At 29.6% G+C, this 20,545-nt stretch carries 17 protein-coding genes; 10 read left to right on the top strand and 7 right to left on the bottom strand.

Features of this window, described 5'->3' with window-relative positions:
• Positions 1-51: 51 nt before the first annotated feature.
• Positions 52-972, top strand: a complete 921-nt coding sequence (locus U8307_RS07015; protein ID WP_326911440.1) for a TIGR01212 family radical SAM protein — start codon at positions 52-54, stop codon at positions 970-972.
• A 119-nt stretch (positions 973-1,091) separates the two neighbouring features.
• The gene (locus U8307_RS07010) at positions 1,092-3,413 is read left to right on the top strand and encodes an S-layer homology domain-containing protein (protein ID WP_326911438.1); all 2,322 of its coding nucleotides are present in this window, start codon (positions 1,092-1,094) and stop codon (positions 3,411-3,413) included.
• 57 nt (positions 3,414-3,470) lie between these two features.
• On the opposite strand, the gene U8307_RS07005 is transcribed toward U8307_RS07010, so the two are convergent.
• Positions 3,471-5,027: an ABC-F family ATP-binding cassette domain-containing protein gene (locus U8307_RS07005; protein WP_326911436.1), complete on the bottom strand. Its 1,557-nt coding sequence runs from the start codon at positions 5,025-5,027 to the stop codon at positions 3,471-3,473.
• Between the two features lie 184 nt (positions 5,028-5,211).
• Between U8307_RS07005 and alr the strand changes: the two genes are divergently transcribed.
• The 7 genes from alr to U8307_RS06970 all read left to right on the top strand — a co-directional run bounded on the left by alr (position 5,212) and on the right by U8307_RS06970 (position 12,571).
• Positions 5,212-6,339, top strand: a complete 1,128-nt coding sequence (alr, locus tag U8307_RS07000; RefSeq protein WP_326911434.1) for an alanine racemase — start codon at positions 5,212-5,214, stop codon at positions 6,337-6,339.
• Between the two features lie 87 nt (positions 6,340-6,426).
• On the top strand, positions 6,427-7,605 hold the full coding sequence (glyA, locus tag U8307_RS06995) for a serine hydroxymethyltransferase (RefSeq protein WP_442985539.1): 1,179 nt from the start codon (positions 6,427-6,429) through the stop codon (positions 7,603-7,605).
• Positions 7,606-7,851: 246 nt separating this feature from the next.
• On the top strand, positions 7,852-9,036 hold the full coding sequence (locus tag U8307_RS06990; RefSeq protein ID WP_326911430.1) for an ABC transporter substrate-binding protein: 1,185 nt from the start codon (positions 7,852-7,854) through the stop codon (positions 9,034-9,036).
• A 77-nt stretch (positions 9,037-9,113) separates the two neighbouring features.
• Positions 9,114-10,007, top strand: coding sequence for a branched-chain amino acid ABC transporter permease (locus tag U8307_RS06985; RefSeq protein ID WP_326911428.1), 894 nt, complete (start codon positions 9,114-9,116; stop codon positions 10,005-10,007).
• On the top strand, positions 10,004-11,095 hold the full coding sequence (locus U8307_RS06980; RefSeq protein WP_326911426.1) for a branched-chain amino acid ABC transporter permease: 1,092 nt from the start codon (positions 10,004-10,006) through the stop codon (positions 11,093-11,095). Before U8307_RS06985 ends, U8307_RS06980 begins: the two co-directional genes overlap by 4 nt.
• Entirely contained in the window at positions 11,092-11,862 is a 771-nt protein-coding gene (locus U8307_RS06975) for an ABC transporter ATP-binding protein (protein ID WP_326911425.1), read from the top strand. The genes U8307_RS06980 and U8307_RS06975 overlap by 4 nt, the downstream gene beginning before the upstream one ends.
• On the top strand, positions 11,855-12,571 hold the full coding sequence (locus tag U8307_RS06970; RefSeq protein ID WP_326911423.1) for an ABC transporter ATP-binding protein: 717 nt from the start codon (positions 11,855-11,857) through the stop codon (positions 12,569-12,571). Before U8307_RS06975 ends, U8307_RS06970 begins: the two co-directional genes overlap by 8 nt.
• A 36-nt stretch (positions 12,572-12,607) precedes the next feature.
• Here the strand turns inward: U8307_RS06970 and U8307_RS06965 are convergent, their stop codons facing one another.
• The 6 genes from U8307_RS06965 to U8307_RS06940 all read right to left on the bottom strand — a co-directional run bounded on the left by U8307_RS06965 (position 12,608) and on the right by U8307_RS06940 (position 18,009).
• Positions 12,608-13,027: a Fur family transcriptional regulator gene (locus tag U8307_RS06965; RefSeq protein ID WP_326911421.1), complete on the bottom strand. Its 420-nt coding sequence runs from the start codon at positions 13,025-13,027 to the stop codon at positions 12,608-12,610.
• A gap of 12 nt (positions 13,028-13,039) precedes the next feature.
• On the bottom strand, positions 13,040-13,885 hold the full coding sequence (locus U8307_RS06960) for a putative manganese transporter (protein WP_326911419.1): 846 nt from the start codon (positions 13,883-13,885) through the stop codon (positions 13,040-13,042).
• A gap of 81 nt (positions 13,886-13,966) precedes the next feature.
• Positions 13,967-14,500 (bottom strand): GNAT family N-acetyltransferase, encoded by a 534-nt coding sequence (locus U8307_RS06955; RefSeq protein ID WP_326911417.1) that lies wholly within the window; start codon positions 14,498-14,500, stop codon positions 13,967-13,969.
• 149 nt (positions 14,501-14,649) lie between these two features.
• The gene (locus tag U8307_RS06950) at positions 14,650-14,928 is read right to left on the bottom strand and encodes an HU family DNA-binding protein (protein WP_326911415.1); all 279 of its coding nucleotides are present in this window, start codon (positions 14,926-14,928) and stop codon (positions 14,650-14,652) included.
• Between the two features lie 38 nt (positions 14,929-14,966).
• Positions 14,967-16,409: a nucleoside triphosphate pyrophosphohydrolase gene (gene mazG, locus U8307_RS06945; RefSeq protein WP_326911413.1), complete on the bottom strand. Its 1,443-nt coding sequence runs from the start codon at positions 16,407-16,409 to the stop codon at positions 14,967-14,969.
• A 1-nt stretch (position 16,410) separates the two neighbouring features.
• Positions 16,411-18,009, bottom strand: a complete 1,599-nt coding sequence (locus U8307_RS06940) for a putative polysaccharide biosynthesis protein (RefSeq protein ID WP_326911411.1) — start codon at positions 18,007-18,009, stop codon at positions 16,411-16,413.
• Positions 18,010-18,228: 219 nt separating this feature from the next.
• Here U8307_RS06940 and recD2 point away from each other — a divergent pair, with 219 nt between their 5' ends.
• Positions 18,229-20,466 (top strand): SF1B family DNA helicase RecD2, encoded by a 2,238-nt coding sequence (gene recD2, locus U8307_RS06935; RefSeq protein WP_326911409.1) that lies wholly within the window; start codon positions 18,229-18,231, stop codon positions 20,464-20,466.
• The last annotated feature ends 79 nt before the right edge of the window (positions 20,467-20,545 follow it).

The following is a 20,545-nucleotide window of genomic DNA, read 5'->3' as shown; positions in this document are numbered from 1 at the left end:
ATTTATTTTTTTAGCTGTGCATAACTTTAACTTATATTAACGGAGATAACGATGTGGAATGATAAAAGATATCATACTTTAGATTATGAATTAAAAAAAATATTTGGAGAAAAGGCTATAAAACTGTCATTAGATGGAAATTTTACATGCCCAAATAGAGATGGTACTATAGGTAGAGAAGGCTGTATTTTTTGCAGTGAAAAAGGTTCTGGAGATTTTAATTCAGATAGAAATAAATCTATATCAGAGCAAATAGAAGAACAAAAATTAATTATGTCGAGAAAATGGAAAAGTAATACTTATATAGCTTATTTTCAAAGTTACACTAATACATATGATACTGTTGAAAACTTGAGGATAAAATTTAATGAAGCACTTAACAATCCAAGTATTCGAGGTTTAGCTATTGCTACACGACCAGATTGCATAAATGAAGAAATTGCAGACTTCCTAGAAGAATTGAATTCAAAAACATTCTTATGGATAGAATTAGGGCTTCAAACTATTAATGATGATACAGCAAATTTTCTAAGAAGAGGCTATAAATTAAAGCAATTTGATAAGGCAGTGCACCTTTTAAAAAAAAGAAAAATTAAAATTGTAACACATTTAATTATCGGACTACCCAATGAATCTAAAAAACATATACTTTCATCTGTAAAATATATTTCTAAATTAGATATTTGGGGTGTTAAACTTCATATGCTTCATATTTTAAAAAATACGGATTTAGCTAATTATTATATAAAAAATCCCTTTAAAATATTATCACAGGAAGAATATATAAATGTTATCTGTGATGCTTTAGAACTCTTGAATCCACATATTACAATACATAGATTAACAGGTGACGGAAAAAAATCTGATTTAATAGAACCTGTTTGGACTTTAAATAAATTGAAGGTGCTTTCAGATATAGACAAAGAATTAAAAGAAAGAGATAGCTTTCAGGGCAAGTATGCTGCATTGTAATTGTAATGTAATACAGAATTAAGCTTTTTATACTATAATTGTATTAAATGGTACTATATTTTTATAGTACTTTTTATTTAATTATTGACTAATTATTATATTTGAAATTAGGTGAAAATATGAAAAAGTTATTAAGTTTACTTATAATTTTAATATTTGCTTTTTCAGCTATTGTTAATGTATATGCTTATAGCTTTCCTGATATAAACAACGATCCCATATTGATCGAAGCAGTTGATGTTCTATCTAGCTATGGGATAATTCAGGGTTATCCTGACAATAATTTTATGCCAGATAAAATTGTATCGAGAGCAGAAATGGCTAAAATTGTAACTATAGCTTCAGGGTATTCTGAGTATTCTAAAAATATGACTTCAGTTTATGATGATATGAAAGGTCATTGGGCAGAAAGCTATGTAGAATTAGCAGATGTTCTTAATTTAGTAAAAGGAATATCTAAAAACACGTATGGACCTGATAATTATATAAAGTTTGAAGAAGCATACACAATGATTTTAAGATTATTAGGTTATACTGATGAATCACTAATTGGCCGATGGCCAACTAACTTCTATGAAAAGGCAACTGAGTTAAATTTATTTAAAAATGTTGATCCTTCCCGTGAATTTGCTACGCGAAAAGATATATCCATAATGCTTTATAATGCTCTAACAATGGACTTAGTTAAAGTTAGAGATAATAATACTGCATATAATACTGGTAAAAATCTTTTATCTTTAATAGGGAAAATGGAAACAAGAGAAGTTACTTTAAGTGACTTAAAAGATAACGACTTTAACTTTACAAAAAATTTATTTAATAAATGGGATGTATATTATGATAAAAATAATAAAGTAGTTCATGTTACAAATCCTAGATATAATGAATTTACAGGAACCGTAAATAGTTTACTTTCAAACAGGGTAATATTTGTAACAGATGACTATGGAAATGTTAGGGCTTTTAAACTACCTAATATCCCAATAGTTTTTAATGGTGCCATTGGAAATTTTAACTCTTTAGAAAATTCAAGAATAACGATTGTTTATGAAGATAATTCTTTTAATGGTGATGTCATTGGAGTAATAGCTAATAAGGTTACTGATGTAGTAATAGTTGAATCATCTGAATTATACAATGTAGATAAAAAAACTTTTGCAGGTAAAAATTTACCACTAAAATCTAACAACGAAATTAACTATAATAAAATTTTTGTACGCGGTGATGCACAATCATTAGAAGATATAAAAGAGAATGATTTAGTATACCTATACGAAACGGATGAAAACAATAAAAAGTCTTCACTGGAAATAGAAGTTGTACGATCTCAAGTTGAAGGTAAAGTTTCTAATGTACAAATAGAAGATGATATATATTATTATACTATTTATAACACAGTTTACAAAAGTAATGAATCTTTCAATTTAACTGATGAAGCATCAGTTAATGATACTGTAAATTTTATTTTAGATAAAAATAATGATATAGTTAAATTAAATATAATAAAATATGGTAAGGCTCCTACAACATATGGTTTAGTTTTAAGTTCATCTGATGGCACAAATAATGCAACGGTAAGAATTTTTGATGAATACGGAAACTTAAAAACATATTCATTGGCAAATAATTCAAGCGTAGTAAAAATCGAAGATTCTAAAACAAAGAGTACTACTACTTTGAACAAGAATGACATAGTTAAATTTGATCCTGTTTCCAGTGGCGACTTAAAAATAATTGATAATATAAAAACAGTATCAATTAAAAGTAATTATAATGAACAAACTATGACTTTATCTAATGGTAATAAAATTTCTCCTGATACATTTATTATCTATGAAAGCTACGGAAAATATCAATTGCTCAAACCTAATCAACTAAGTAATTATTTAGAGGGAAAAGCAGTTGTAAACTATTACGGACATATTAATGCATTATATTTAACTAATGGTATAAAAGATGAAAGTAATGTTACTCATATACCTGAAGTTCCGCAAAGTTATAATGGTACAATTTATGATATTATAAAAAGCGTAAAAAAGGTTGATGATACAACAAGCAAGGTAGAATTTTTCAATAACAACAATATATTTTTAGTTTCTAATTCATCTTCTGCAGGTAAAAAGATAGCTAATGTTATGAATTCCTATGTAAAAATTATTGTTGTAAATGGAACTATCACAAGTATTGAAAAAGTTACTCCTGAAACTCAAAAAATTGAAATATCAGCAGTTTATACAAATCAATTTTTAATTGATAATATAACATATATGGAATATTCTCCAAACATCCAAGTTTATAATTGTACCACAGATAAAACAGGAAACTTTATAGATGTTAATACTGGAACTAAGGATGATATAAAATCTGGTTCAAATGCTCAATTATATGACTTATATGGTGGCTTTGATGGAATAATTGATGTGGTGCTAATATTCGACTAATAATATAGAATACAATGAAGGGAGCGCATACAATGCACTCCCTTCATTAATTTTTACTTATACTATTTTTGTAGTGAAATCTTCTATATTCCATACATCTGTAATAAAACTTTCGTAAAAGTAAGGTTCATGGCTAACTAATATAACAGTCCCTTTAAATTCTTTTATAGCTTTCTGTAGTTCATCCTTAGCTTCTGGATCTAAATGGTTTGTTGGTTCATCTAAAATCAGGAAATTCAATTCCTTTAAAAGAAGTTTACACAATCTAACTTTTGCATTCTCTCCTCCTGATAGAACTTTCATCATACTTGTTATATTATCAGTAGTTAACCCACATCTAGCAAGTTCAAGTCTCACTTCATGATTAGTTAATGAAGGATATTCATTCCAAACTTCATCTAATGCTGTATTAGAGTTATTTTTAGAATCTTCCTGTTCAAAATAACCAAAAACCACATTTTCACCAAACTCTACACTGCCACTAATCGGGTGTATAATTCCTAATAGAGTTTTTAAAAGAGTAGATTTTCCTAAACCATTAACTCCGCATATAGCAATCTTCTTATTTCTTTCTACCTCAAAGGTCATTGGACTTGTTAAAGGAGAATCATATCCTATAACTAAATCCTTCGCTTCAATCAAAAATCTACTAGGAGCTTTTGTTTCTTTAAATTTAAATGATGGCTTTGGTTTATCACGAGGCCTTTCTAATATCTCCATTTTATCAAGTTGCTTCATCCTACTGTTTGCCATACCTCTAGTTGCAACTCTTGCTTTATTTCTAGCTATAAAATCTTCTAGTTTTTCAATTTCCTTTTGTTGTTTTTCAAATTCCCTTTCTGTTTTTTGTTTATTTAAATCATATATCCTTTTAAACTCTTCATAATTTCCCACATATCTAGTTAAAATACTATTTTCTACATGATAAATAATATTACAGACATCATTTATAAATGGGATATCATGTGATATTAAAATAAATGCATTTTCATAATTTCGTAAATAGTTTGTAAGCCATTGTATATGATTTTCATCTAAATAATTCGTTGGTTCGTCAAGCAACAAAATTGTTGGATTTTGCAACAATAATTTTGTTAATAACACTTTTGTTCTCTGTCCACCACTAAGTTCATCAACACTTTTATCTAAACCTATATCTGACAAACCTAATCCATTGGCAACTTCATCAACCTTTGTATCAATAAAATAAAATCCGCTACTATCTAATATTGTTTGTATTTCTGCAGCATCTTCCATCATTTTATTAATATCGTCATCATTTGCCTGAGTCATATCTTCATATATTTTTAACATTTCCTGTTCCATCGTATATAAATTATTGAATGCTAATCTTAAATTTTCCCTTATAGTTGTTCCTGACTTTAATGCTGAATGTTGATCAAGATATCCTACTGTTACTCTTTTAGACCATTCAACAGTTCCTTCATCTGGCATTAACTTTCTCGTTATTATATTTAAAAATGTGGATTTTCCCTCACCATTAGCTCCAATTAATGCAACATGTTCTCCTTTTAAAAGTCTAAAGGACACATCTTCTAAAATACTACGTGCTCCAAAGCCGTGCGTTACATTTTTTACTTCTAAAATACTCATATATGCTACTCCTCATACGGTTATTTCTAATTTACAATCCCTAATATAATAATAAATAATACCTTAAATGTAAATGGTTTTTTTTAAAAAGTCACTTTACTATATAAAATTTAATATGTATACATTGATTTACTTAAATTTGAATGTTATAATTATGTAAAATAAAGTGTCAGGAGGGTTTTTAATGAAGGATAAATTTAGACCTGCCTGGGTCGAAGTTAACAGAAATAAAGCAATTCACAACTTTATGGAAGTTAGAAGAGCAATTGGCCCTGACAGAAAAATTTGTGCTGTTGTAAAAGCTGATAGCTATGGGATGGGTTCTATTGAACTTTCTAAAATGTACATTGAAAATGGTGTATATATGCTAGCAGTAGCTGTTGTTGATGAAGCATTAGAATTAAGACAAGAAATTAAAGACACAGATATATTGGTTCTTGGATACACAGCAGAAGAATTTTTCGATGATGCTATTAACAATAACATCACCTTAACAATTTATAATTATGAACATGCTGCAACATTAAACAACATTGCTAAAGAATTAAACAAAATAGCTAATATCCATATAAAAGTGGAAACTGGTATGAATAGACTAGGATTTATACCAACAGAAGAAAATGCAGACTTAATATCTAAAATTTCGAAAATGAAAAATATAAAAATCCAAGGTTCTTATTCCCATCAGGCAAGAGCAGATGAGAAGGATAAAACTATTGCACATATGCAAGCTGAACGATTTATAAAATTCATGGATATGCTTCAAAAAAGAAACATAACAATTCCAATAAAACATATTGCTAACAGTGCAACAATAATTGACCTTCCACAATATTATTTCGATATGGTTAGACCAGGTATAATCCTTAGCGGCTTTTATCCATCTGATGAAGTTAACCATGATGAATATATATTTAAACCTTGTGTAACACTAAAGGCAAAGATTGCTAATGTAAAGACTCTTGAAGCTGGAGAAGGAATTGGTTATGGGCATTTATTTAGTACTACAGATAGTACAGTAGTAGGAACAATACCATTGGGATACGCAGATGGTTATTCCAGACTTTTATCAAACAAAGGTTATATAGTTGTCAAAGGTGAAAAATGTCCTATCTTAGGAAAAGTCTGCATGGACCAATTTATGGTTGATTTATCGAATGTTGATAATCCTCGAATAGGCGATGAAGCAATTATTTATGGAGACGGAACTGATGGTGCTATGACTGCAGAAGATGTTGCTAATATGAGGAATACTATATCATATGAAGTATTAACAAATTTAGGAAAAAGGTTGCCAAGAAAATACGTGTAAAATAATTAAAAAATACAAGAATATAATGGAGGTTTTTGAATGAACTTTGACTTAATTAAAGACTATGATTTAGATTTATACGCTGCAATGATGGAAGAAAAAGAAAGACAGAATGTAAATATTGAACTTATTGCTTCTGAAAATTTCGTATCTGATAGAGTTCTTAAAGCTATGGGTAGTCATTTAACTAATAAATACGCTGAAGGGTACCCAGGTAAAAGATATTATGGTGGATGCGAATTTGTTGATAAAGTTGAAAATTTAGCTAGAGATCGTGCAAAAAAAATATTCAATGCAGACCATGCTAATGTTCAGCCCCACTCTGGCTCTAATGCAAATTTTGGAGTTTATTTTTCAATATTAAATCCTGGAGATAAAATACTAGGAATGGATTTATCTCATGGTGGACACTTAACACATGGAAGTCCTGTTAATATGTCTGGTAAATATTTTAATATGGCTTTTTATGGTGTGAATAAAGAAACTGAAATGATTGATTATGATCAAATCAGAGAAATTGCAAAAAAAGAAAATCCAAAACTAATTATTGCAGGTGCAAGCGCCTATTCTAGATTTATTGACTTCAAAACTTTTAGAGAAATAGCAGATGAGGTAGGAGCTTACTTTATGGTAGATATGGCTCATATAGCAGGATTAGTTGCTGCAGGCCTACATCCTAATCCAGTTGAATATGCAGACTTTGTAACTACTACTACACATAAAACTTTAAGAGGACCTCGAGGTGGTATGATTTTATGTAAAAATGAACATGCAAAGAAAATTGATAAAGCTATATTCCCCGGAATTCAAGGTGGTCCATTAATGCATGTTATAGCTGCAAAAGCCGCTTGTTTCAAAGAAGTAATGGAAGATGACTTTAAAATTTATGCTCAACAGGTTATAAATAATGCTCAAGCTTTATCCAAAGAACTTATGAATAAAGGCTTTAGAATTGTATCAGGTGGTACTGATAATCATTTAATGCTTGTTGATGTGAGAAACAAAGGATTAACAGGTAAAGAAGCTGAAAAGATGCTTGATGACATACATATTACAACAAATAAAAACACAATTCCATTTGATCCTCAAAGCCCTTTTGTTACAAGTGGTATACGAATTGGAACACCTGCAGTTACTACAAAAGGTATGAAAGAAAAAGATATGATTGAACTTGCTAATATTATTGATGAGGCGCTAAGTAAAAAATTAAATGAATCCATTTTAAAAGAAAAAGTTATAAATATGACTTCTAAGTTTTTTAAATAATATTTGTATAAATTGGACAGTTCCCTAATAGAATTATATAGGAGAACTGTTCTTTTTTAGTGCTAAATTTCGACAGCATTTTTACACTAACTATTTAGGCAATGAACAAGTATACAGGGTAAATACAACATCATATATTTGTACGTATTCTAGATAAATTTGTTCTTATTATGCAGAAAAAACGCTTGCAAAAAATTACATCAAATGTTATAATCATAGAAATTTTATAATCTTAAGGAGAGAGATATGAAAAAGTTAATTTCATTATTTTTATGCCTAGTAATGGTGCTTTCATTATTTACAGGATGTTCCAACAATAATGGAGCTACAACTGATGGTAATGCCGATACAGGTGAATCAGATGTAATAAAAATTGGTGTTTTTGAACCTCTAACAGGAGAAAATGGAGGCGGAGGTTTACAAGAACTCGGTGGTATTGAATATGCAAATAAAATTTACCCAGAAGTTTTAGGCAAAAAAATTGAGCTAGTTGTAGTAGATAATAAAACTGATAAAGGTGAAGCAACTACAGCAGTATCTCGGTTAATCGAAAAAGAAAACGTTGTAGCTATTATTGGATCATATGGTTCAGGTGTATCAATTGCTGCAGGAGACATTATTAAAAACAAACAAATTCCTACTATGGGTGCTTCCTGTACAAATCCAATGGTTACTCAAGGAAATGATTACTATTTTCGTGCATGTTTTCTAGATCCTTTCCAAGGTAAAGTTATGGCAAATTACGCATTAGATCAAGGTGCAAAAACTGCTGCTGTTATAATGCAAAATGGTGATGATTACTCTATTGGCCTTGGTAACTTCTTTATTAATGCCTTTAAAGAATTAACTAATGACGAAAATAGTATAGTAGATGTATCTGAATTCCAAGTTAATGATACCGATTTTAATGCAATTCTTACAAATGTTAAGGCAAAAAACCCTGATGTAATCTTTGCCCCAAGTTCAGCGACAACAGCACCATTGATTATAAAACAGGCCCGAGCTCTTGGCATTGAAAGTCTCATAATGGGAGGAGATACTTGGGAAAACCCTGCAGTTATCGATGTTGCTGGTAATGATGCAGAAGGAATTGTATTATCAACATTCTTTGATGAAAATGATCCTGCAACAGAAGAGGCAAAGAAATTTGTTGAAGGTTATAAGGCTGAATTAGGTGACACTGAACCTATCATACCTGCTGTTTCAGCTTTAGGATATGATGCTTACATTTTGGTACGTGATGCTATAGAACGCGCTGGTTCAACAGATGGCACAGCTATTCGTGATGCAATAGCAGCAACTGAGAATTTCGAAGGTGTAACTGGTGTAATTAACTTCACTGAAGAGGGAGATGCAGATAAAAGTATTGCTGTAATTAAAACCGTTCAAGATGGCCAGTTCGTATACATTGATACAGTAGAAGTTAAATAACAAAATTTATTAAAAAAGGGGCGAACTTCTCGTTCGCCTTTTTACAATTTATGTTATCCTTATTGGAGGAATATAATATGACTATTCAAATTTTTTTACAACAAGTTGCTAATGGTATTTCCATAGGAAGCCTTTATTCACTTATTGCCATAGGATACACCATGGTTTATGGTATTCTTAGACTAATTAACTTTGCACATGGTGATATTTTTATGATGGCAGCTTATTTTATGGTATTTAGTATGATAAATTTTTCTTTACCATGGTACATATCAACTATTATAGTAATAGTTGTAACAATTGCTTTAGGTGTTCTCATTGAAAAAATAGCTTATAAACCTCTTCGTGATGCTCCACGTATGTCTATAATGATTTCAGCAATTGGTATGTCATTTCTTTTGGAAAACCTTGCCGTTTACTTATTTACAGGAGTTCCTAAAGGTTTTCCTGATATAGAAATATTAACTAAATCAATAAGTTTTGGAAATATTTCCTTATCAGTAGTTACAGTTATAACTCCCATAGTAACCTTAATTATGCTTATTTTCGTTTTATTTATTACTAACAAAACCAAAATAGGTATGGCAATGAGAGCAGTATCTAAAGATTATGAAACAGCTCGTTTAATGGGAATCAATATTAATAAGGTTATATCAACTACTTTCGTTATTGGATCAGGTCTTGCTGCAATTGGTGCTATATTGTGGGGCTCTAAATATCCATCAGTCATACCATTAATGGGTGTTATGCCAGGATTGAAATGTTTTATTGCTGCAGTTCTTGGTGGTATTGGTAATACAACTGGTGCTGTTCTAGGTGGCTTTATTTTAGGTATGTCTGAAATTATGCTAGTTTCTTTTTTACCTTCACTAACTGGTTATAGAGATGCAATAGCATTTATTATTTTAATTGTAGTATTGTTGGTTAAACCAACTGGACTTCTTGGAGAGAAGGTGACTGATAAAGTATGATTACTAATAATACTAATAAAAATTTATTAAAAAATATACTATTAATAGTTATTTTTGCAACCATTGTTGTTTTATTAGATTTTGACATAATTGGTGATGATTATGTTAGGCGTGTATTAAATCTTGCAGCAATTTATACTATCGTAAGTGTTTCTATGAATTTGGTAAATGGTTTTACAGGTTTATTTTCACTTGGCCAAGCAGGGTTTATGGCAATTGGTGCATATACTGTCGCTATTTTTACTGTTCCAATTGAATATCGCCCTAATATATTTTATGTTATACCACAGAATCCTATTTTAGCACAAATTCAACTACCCTTCGTAGTAGCTCTTATTTTAGGGGGGCTATTCGCTGCCCTTGTTGCAATATTAATAGGCATGCCTGTTCTACGTTTAAAAAGTGATTATTTAGCTATAGCAACATTAGGATTCTCAGAAATAATTCGTATTGTTTTCACAAATACAAAAACCATAACAAACGGAGCTTTAGGAATTAAAAGTATACCTGAAATGCCAACTATGTGGGTTTTCTTTGGAATTGCAATAATTTCAGTTGTTTTTATTGTTCTTCTAATAAATTCAAGCTATGGAAGAGCATTTAAAGCTATCCGAGAAGATGATATTGCAGCTGAGGCAATGGGTATAAATTTATTTAAACATAAAGTTCTATCTTTTGCTATAGGAGCATTTTTTGCTGGTATAGGAGGTGGATTATTAGCCTCTTTATTAGGAACTGTTGATCCTAAACAATTTTATTTTACAATGACTTACAATTTTCTTCTGATAATAGTGTTAGGTGGCATGGGAAGTATATCAGGTACAGTTATAGCATCTTTCGTTGTAACAGTTGGCCTTGAAGTATTAAGATTTTTCGATGACACTCTTATAATATTCGGAGTAAATATACCAATTTTCCGTGCTGGACTAAGAATGGTTGTATTCTCAGCATTGCTTATGATTCTTGTTCTATTCTTTAGAAATGGTATTTTAGGACAAAAGGAACTCTCATGGGATTTACTAGATAAATATATTAATAAGAAAAAAACTCCTCATAAAAAGACAACAAAAGGAGGTGCTACACATTGAACGTTCTAAAATTAGCTAATGTAACAATGCAATTTGGTGGTGTTGTAGCTGTCAATAATCTTAATATAGAAGTTGAAAAAGGTCGTATTGAAGCTCTAATCGGTCCTAATGGAGCTGGAAAAACAACAGCTTTTAATATAATAACAGGAGTATACTATCCAACTAAAGGAAATGTTTCATATAACAACGAGAATATAACAGGTCTACAACCTGATAAAATAACTATGAAAGGTATAGCAAGAACTTTTCAAAATATTCGGTTATTTAAGAATCTTACTGTTTTAGATAATATTTTAATTGCTAATCATTTGCATATTAAAAGTAATTTTATGTCGAGTGCATTACGAATGCCATGGGCAAATACAGAAGAAAGACAAATAAAAGAAAAATCAGAAATGTTATTAGACAAGCTGGGACTTTTAAAACTGAAAAGTGAAATTGCTAATTCTCTACCCTATGGAGAACAAAGGAAACTAGAAATAGCAAGAGCTCTTGCAACTGATGCAAAACTATTATTATTAGACGAGCCAGCTGCTGGTATGAATCCACATGAAACAATGGAACTTTCATCATTTATCCACACTATTAGAGATGAATTTGAACTGACTATTTTTATGATAGAACATCATATGGATTTAGTAATGGAGATATCAGATAATATTTATGTTTTGGATTTTGGTGAATTAATTGCTCAAGGTACAGCAGATGAAGTTAAAAATAACCCGAGAGTAATAGAGGCCTATCTGGGGGTGGATGAAAATGCTTAAAATTAATAATTTGCATGTCAGCTATGGAGGAATAGAAGCGGTTAAAGGAATAAGTATACACGTTCCAAAAAAGTCGATAGTAACATTAATAGGAGCAAATGGTGCTGGAAAAAGCACAACATTGAGAACAATTATGAATCTTGTTAAACCAGGGCAAGGTGAAATTATTTTTCAGGATGAAAATATCATTGGTATGGAAACTATAAACATTGTAGCTAAAGGAATAACATTAGTACCAGAAGGACGAAGAGTTTTCGCAAACCTTTCTGTATTGGAAAATTTGAAAATTGGTGCTTATCTTCAAAATGAAGGAATTGAAGAAAGCATAGAAAAAGTCTATTATTTATTTCCAAGATTAAAGGAACGTTCTTGGCAATTAGCCGGTACACTATCTGGTGGAGAACAACAAATGCTTGCTGTTGGGAGAGCTTTAATGTCTAAGCCAAAACTTATTATGATGGACGAACCCTCCTTAGGTCTTGCTCCACTTATCGTTAATGATATTTTTGATATTATAACGGAAATTAACAAACAGGGAACTACAATACTATTAATTGAACAAAATGCTAACAAAGCATTAAAGGTTGCAGACTATGGATATGTGCTTGAAACAGGTAATATAAAGATGGAAGGCACAGGTAACAATTTATTACAAGACGAACGTGTTAAAGAAGCATATCTTGGTACTACTAAAGGAAAAGTCATGTAACGTAAAAAATAAATGCAACAAACTAAACTGTTGCATTTATTTTTTATAATTATTTTTTAAACAATTAGGACATACACCAATCAATTGTAAACTATGACCGGTTACCTTATAACCAGTTTCCTTACTTATTCTTTCACTTAACTCTACAATTGGACAATCATCCATAAGAACAGAACTATGACAAACACAGCAAGTCAAATAATGATTATGTGATAAATCATTTAACTGATATGAAGCAGTTCCATCCTCTCTGATAGTTTTTAAAAGTACGCCTTTCTCTGAAAGTACATTTATTGTTCTATATACTGTAGATAAATTTATTTTTTTATTCTCATTTAAAAGTGATTTATATATTTCTTCTGCAGCAATAGGACCTTCAGATGTCATAATCACTGATAATATGTAACTTCTTTGCTTTGTGTTTTTTAAAGATGCCTTTTTTAATAAATTTTCCATCTTTGTACACCTCTAATAAAATATTTGTACTATTGAACCTGCCAACGTTCCTATAATAAATAAGTACAACATTATTTTTAAATTTATCTTTATATTATCATTAACCTTAAATAAAACTATCAAACCAACTCCTGAACCTGTACTTAAACCAGCAATTAATGAACCTAAACTAATGCTATCAGATAAGTACAATTGTGTTAATATTACAGAAGACGCACAATTTGGTATGAATCCAATAATTGATGCAAGAGCTGGTTGAAATATGTTATCAGCTAACAATACCTTTGAAAGGTTTTCACTTCCTATATACTCTAAGATTAAATTTAACAGAAAAATTGTTATTACAATAAAAACAAAAATATTCAATGTATGCTTTATAGCAGATTTTATAATACCCTCATCATCATCACAATCAAACATATGATTATGCAATACTTTTATTTCATCTTGCTTTAATAACTTGTTTTGCTTAAAATACTTTTTTAAAAACACATCGGCAAAAAAACCTGCTATTATTGCAATTATTATTTTAATTCCTATTAACTTCATTATTAAATTAAAATTATCTGGATAAGCTAATAAAATAGGAATTGCTTCGTCAGATGTAGATAAAAAAATAGCTATCAATGTTCCCACCGTAATTATTTTTCCAGTATATAGATTAGATGCAGCCACGGAAAAACCACATTGAGGAAAACTTCCTAATAAAGCCCCCCCCACAACACCAAACTTTCTTAAACTATTTGTCAATATATCTGATGATTTTTTTTCTATAAATTCTATAATAAGATAGGCAGCAAATAAAAATGGTAATATTTTAAATGAATCTATTATTGTTTCCTTGACAATACCAAACATGTTAACCTCCTAATTGCAAATTATTTGCATTAAGATTATACTTCCCATATTTTATAATGTCAATACATATAAATACATTTTTTAAAAATTAACTCCGTCAAATTCTAATTCCATAATATATCTGTCATGAGATTTTCCATATTCATCTTCGCTCATTTCAAGTATTTTAAATCCAATTTTTTTATAAAGATTAATAGCTGGTTCATTTTCTATATCTACTGTTAATCCCATTCTCTTAAAACCTTGCTCCTTTATATTTCGAACAATTACTTTCAAAAAGTTATAGCCTAGTTTTTTTCCTTGTAGCGCCTCAATAATAGCATAATCAAAAAGATATACTTTGTCAGCGTCTTCCCAATCTCTCATAAGAATTGCTAATCCGAAAATAGGTTTTTTATCTTCTTCTTTTAAAACATAGACATTTCCATGTCTTATTTGTGGAACTAGTCCCCACTCGTCCATTCCAAGTTCTCCAAAAATATTTTCACCAAAGTCCACTAACCTTCTAAGAAATTGATTACTATAATCTTGTACTAAATAAACGGAAAGACGTTCAACTTCATCTATATTTTCTAATAATTTTTTTGGTAAGCTCTTTACTTTGTCTAATTGCATAAATCCACTCCTTTATATATTTTTATATTATTATCGTTAACATGACATTTTATACCATATATTTGCGCCTTTATTTAAAAAGCCGTCAATTTTATGACGGCTTTTATAAGAATAATTAATTTAGAAGGAATCCTTCAATAAGTACATGTTTATTTGTTTACTGCTTCTTTTAAAGATTTGCCAGCTTTGAATACAGGTGCCTTTGAAGCTGGAATATCAATTGTTTCACCAGGATTTCTAGGATTTCTTCCTTGTCTTTCTTTTCTGTCTCTTACTTCAAAAGTTCCAAATCCAACTAATTGAACTTTACCACCTGATACTAATTCTTCTTTTATTGTTTCCATGAAACCATTCAATGCTTTTTCTGCGTCTTTCTTAGTAAATCCAGTTTTTTCTGCAACACTAGCAATTAATTCAGCTTTATTCACAAAAAACCCTCCTTTAAAATTGTAGTTTATTTTTTTATCTAAATTCCTTTTGGAATCTTTGATTTTTCCCATAACTCATCCATTTCTTTCAGAGTCATTTGTCGTAAGTTCTTAGTGGCATTTTGCTCAATAAATTCAAATCTATTAATGAATTTATTTATTGTTTTGTTTAATGCTATGTCTGGATTTATTTTCATAAACCTCGCAAAGTTAACCATAGCAAACAATAAATCCCCAAACTCTTCTTCCATATTGTCAAAGTTTTTATTTTCATATTCCTCAATAAATTCAAAGAGTTCTTCCTTAATTTTATCTAAGGTTCCTGTTATATCTGGCCAATCAAATCCTACATCAGCAGCCCTCTTTTGAACCTTGTAACTCCTGCTAAGGGGAGACAATGCCTTTGGCACATCCCTTAAGTTTTCAGTATAAGTATTAATATTTTTTTCTTTTTGTTTTGAAGCCTCCCAACTTTGAAGAGCCTCATCAACATTATTAGTCTTTACATCACCAAAAACATGAGGATGTCTTGTATACATTTTTTTACAAAGATTTGTTATTATATCACTTAAATTGAAATATCCTTCCTCACTGCCTAACTCCGCGTGAAAAACTACCTGAAATAGTAAATCCCCAAGTTCTTCTACAAGGTTATCATAATCCATATTATCTATGGCATCTACAACTTCGTAGGCTTCCTCGATTACATGTTGTCTTATAGATAACATGGTTTGTTTTCTATCCCATGGACATCCGTCAGGTCCTCTTAGTATTTTCACTATCCTGCAAAGATTACTAATATTATACAATGGTTTTTCAGATATTTCAATAGGCAGAATACAAAAATATGTTGAAAATCCATATTTTTTTTCTTGATCAAGACAATATAAAGGTATTTTTTTCACTTTTTCAGTAAAAATTTCAATATATAGAACTTCAGAATCCTCTGGATATATTTCCATTAGCTTTATTTTTAATTGAGAAGCTAAATCATTATCATAAACTTGAGTAATAATATTTAAAGAATTAATATCAAATGAAAATTCATCAACTTCTAAACAGTCCAAAATACTAATACTATTGTAGTCAGTAAAACCAGAAAGCTTAATGCATTTATCTAGAAAACTCATTCCATCTATTATTATTATATTTAGGTCTTCATTATATTCATTAATTATCTTTTTTGTTATTATATCACCATAATAAGGACTACCAGCAGTACAATAATTAATTTTACCATATTTTTCTGATAATTCAACTATTTTTTTTGTTATTCCATCATAAACATCTTCAAATGACTCATATTTATCAAAAAAATAATCAAATGATTCTATATTTTGTTTTTCCCTTAACTCTTTTATTATAGAATGTCTATCTGTTCTAGTATAAGTAGGAATGTCTTCAGACAATGCCTTATAAGCCTTAAGTGAAAGGTCATCTATTCCACCTGTTCCTAATCCAATTATTTGAACTGTATTCATATTACTTCCTCACAAATTTCTTTAGTTTTTCTCCTTTTGGTATAAGCTCTAAATCCTCCTGAGTTATTGCACCTGTAGTAAATAAACAAATTATATAAACTATACCTGCAATTCCTATTGACATTAATGTAGAGATACTTTGTCTTATATCTAAAACTGAAGTAAATATATTAAATGATACCCATACTGACATTCCCATTATTGCTGTTGATAAAAGTGGTTTTGCAGAAATTTTAATTATATTAATTTTAATTTTAGATTTTAAATTTATATCATATAAATTTAAAATAGCTACAACAAAGTATGCAACCGTAGTACTAATAGCAGCTCCTTTTATATTCAATGATGGTATTCCTATTAAAATATATGATAAAACTACTTTTACTATTAAACCTATACTTAAATTTTTAACTGGATGAAATTGTTTGTTAATTGATTGAAGTATAGCTGTAAATGCTTGAACAAGAGTAAGAAATATAACGCTTATAGCTAAAATTTCCAATAAAGCTCCTGCACTAGCATGTTTTTCCGGACCTATTGATGAATATAAAAGTGCAATAATAGGTTCTGCAAGCATATAAAGTCCAATACCACAAGGTAACCCAATTATTAATGATAATCTTACACCTGCGTTAGATGTATGATTTAACTTTTTATATTGTCTCTTAGTAAAGGCCTCCGTAATTGCAGGAACTAAACTCATTGCAACAGCTGTTGAAAATACCTGAGGAAAATTAATCAAAGTTTGTGCTGTTCCACTTAGCTCGCCAAACATATCTGCTATTTGAATATCTGTATAACCATGTATAGCTAATCTATTTGAAACAATATAAGAATCCATTAATCCCATTAAAGGGGCTATAGAGGCGCCTATTGTAATTGGTATAGCTATGTATAATAGACTTTTTACTATTTCCCAAGTTGGTTCTAATTTATTATTAGTTGATAACTTAATTTCATCCTTTATTCTTCTATTATTTATAAAAAATATAATGAAAATTAAAATAAAGGCTGCAACTCCTCCTGCGGAAGCTCCAAATGTAGCACCTGCTGCTGCTTCTTTGAGGCCTCTATCAATAAAAATATATGCCAAGTAATACCCTACTGTAACTCTGAATACTTGCTCAATAATTTGAGAGAAAGCAATAGGAGTCATATTTTGAGTTCCTTGGAAAAATCCTCTATATGCTGATAATAAAGGTACAGCAAATAATGCAGGTACCAATGCTACCATAGAATAGTAAGCCCCAGGAAAACCTATGAAATTTACAATTTGTCTAGCAAAAATTAAAATAAATAGAGATGATATAATTCCTATTGAAAATAACCCCCAGCGAGATATTTTAAATACCTGGTAAGCACCTTCATAGTTATGTAAAGCTCTTTTTTCTGAAACCAATTTTGCTATAGCCGTTGGAAATCCTGCTAAAGATACAACCAACAAAAGATTATATATATTATAAGCAGGTTGATAATAACCTATACCTTCTGTTCCTATAAGATTTGTTAATGGGATTCTATATATTGCTCCCAATATTTTTACTATAAATCCTGCAATACTTAATATAGCAGCACTTTTAATAAAGTTTTCTTTTGACATGATTTGATTTATTCCTTTCCAAATTCATTGTTATTTATTATTGCATATAATTATTTATTTTACCTAAATTATTTTAAATTTTATCTTATCGATACTTACTTTATCACAATTTATTTACTTTTAAAAGCTAATTTTTATTAATTACTTAATTTATATTACTAAGTTATGACCTTTTGTGATATAATTTTTTTAGTATTTAGAAACTTAAGGAGTTTGTTAATGGAATCTCTCAAAGGTACAATCATCGAAACAATTTTTCGCAATAATGAAAATGGATATACTGTTGCATTAATAGAGGCTGAAAATGAAATCATAACTATTACTGGAGTTTTTGGAACTGATGTTACGAGTGAAACGTTAGAAATTTTCGGTAAAAGAGTAAACCACCCTAAATATGGAGAACAATTTAAAGTGGAGATGTATAATACTGTTTTACCCTCCAGTTTAGAACAAATAGAAAATTATTTATCTTCTGGTTTAATAAAGGGGATCGGAAAATTTACAGCTAAAAAAATTGTTGAAAAATTTAAAGAAGATACCTTTAATATTATTCATAATAATCCTGAAAAATTAACTGATGTTGAAGGAATCGGAGAAATAAAAGCTTCAATGATATCAAAAAGTTTTACTGAACAAGTAGATATAAAGGAAATTATGATGTTCTTGCAAAACCATGGTATAAGCACCAACTATGGTATTAAAATATATAAAGAGTATGGAAAAAATACAATAAATATAATAAAAGAAAATCCCTACAAACTCACTGATGATATATATGGCATTGGATTTAAACTTGCTGATAAAATTGCATTTTCTCTTGGTGTAGAAAAAGTATCTCCTTTTAGAATAGAATCCGGTATTAAATATACCTTAATGGAGTATGCCGCTAATGGACACACATATGTTTCAATGGACATTTTATTAGAAAAAGTTAGTTCTTTGTTAGACATAAGTTTAGATTATGCTAAAAATGAAATAGGAAACATGGCATTTGGAGGCAAAATTCATATTGAAACTATTAACGATTTAAAAGTTGTTTATTATATATCTTATCATATAGCAGAAGTTAATGTATGTAAAAATCTTATAAACTTAGCAAATATTGAATTTAATGTATCGGAGAAAGATATAATCCCTTTACTTAAGCAAATTGAAAATGAATCCTCTATTGAGCTAACTGATATGCAAAGGAAAGCTGTTATTCAATCAATAATCAATGGTATTACAGTAATAACAGGAGGACCTGGTACAGGTAAAACCACTATCATTCGTTCGATGATAGGTATTTTTGAAAAATTGAATAAAAAAATTTTACTCTGTGCTCCTACAGGCAGAGCAGCAAAACGAATGACAGAATCTACAGGTAAGGATTCAAAGACAATTCATCGTTTATTAGAATATGCCTATGGCGAAAATGACAGCAACCTATCTTTTAATAAAAATGAAGATACCCCTTTGAATTGCGATGTTTTAATTGTAGATGAAATGTCCATGGTTGATATACTTCTTATGAATAACCTTTTAAAAGCAATAAGAAAAGGAACTCGATTGATTTTAGTTGGAGATATAGATCAGCTTCCATCTGTAGGTGCTGGTAATGTTCTTTCTGATATTATTAAAAGTAATACTATTAAAACCATAATGCTAGATAAAATATTCCGACAATCACTAGGTAGTATGATTGTACAAAATGCTCATAATATAAACAAAGGCGAATTACCTATTTATAATAAGAAGGATACTGATTTTTTCTTTATGAGAGCAAACAACAATACTGAAATTGCAGAACTTTTAGTTGAACTATATAAAGACAGACTACCATCTAAATATAATCTAAACCCTGTGAAAGATATACAAATTTTGTCACCTATGAAAAAAGGGGACGTTGGAGTAATTGAGCTCAATAATAGATTACAAGAAGCTGTAAACCCACCTAATAAAACAAAAAAAGAGAAAACTTTTGGTAAATACACCTTTCGTGTAGGAGACAAAGTTATGCAAACTAAAAATAACTATCAAGTAGAGTGGATAATCAAAAATCCTGATAATAGTACACAAAAAGGAGAAGGTATTTATAATGGAGATATAGGTTATATAGTTTTTATAGATGAAATAGAGCAAGAAGTTTTCGTTGAATTCGATGATGGAAAAGAAGTTGTTTATCCTTTTAATCAATTAGATGAATTAATTTTATCTTATGCAACTACTGTTCACAAAAGTCAAGGTAGTGAATTTCCTGTTATAATAATGCCTATGGTTTGGGGTCCTCCAATGTTATTGACAAGAAATTTATTTTATACAGCTATTACAAGAGCAAAAGATTTAGTAGTTTTAGTAGGTATTGAAAAATACATGAAACTAATGATTGACAATAATAAAATTGACAAAAGAAATTCAGCTCTCGATCACAGGTTATCATCTGTTTTAAATAATTATGAAATGTTATCTATGTATTAATTCTACATATTGCATACTCTGTGACGCATACAATGCGTCACTACAATCTTCGCTAGATGACAAAATAAATTATTTTTTA

Origin of the sequence: Sedimentibacter sp. MB31-C6, from assembly GCF_035934735.1 — a bacterium.
In the GTDB taxonomy this organism is placed as follows: domain Bacteria; phylum Bacillota; class Clostridia; order Tissierellales; family Sedimentibacteraceae; genus Sedimentibacter.
Note: the sequence above shows the minus strand (reverse complement) of the source record. Positions and strands in the feature narration are given on the sequence as shown.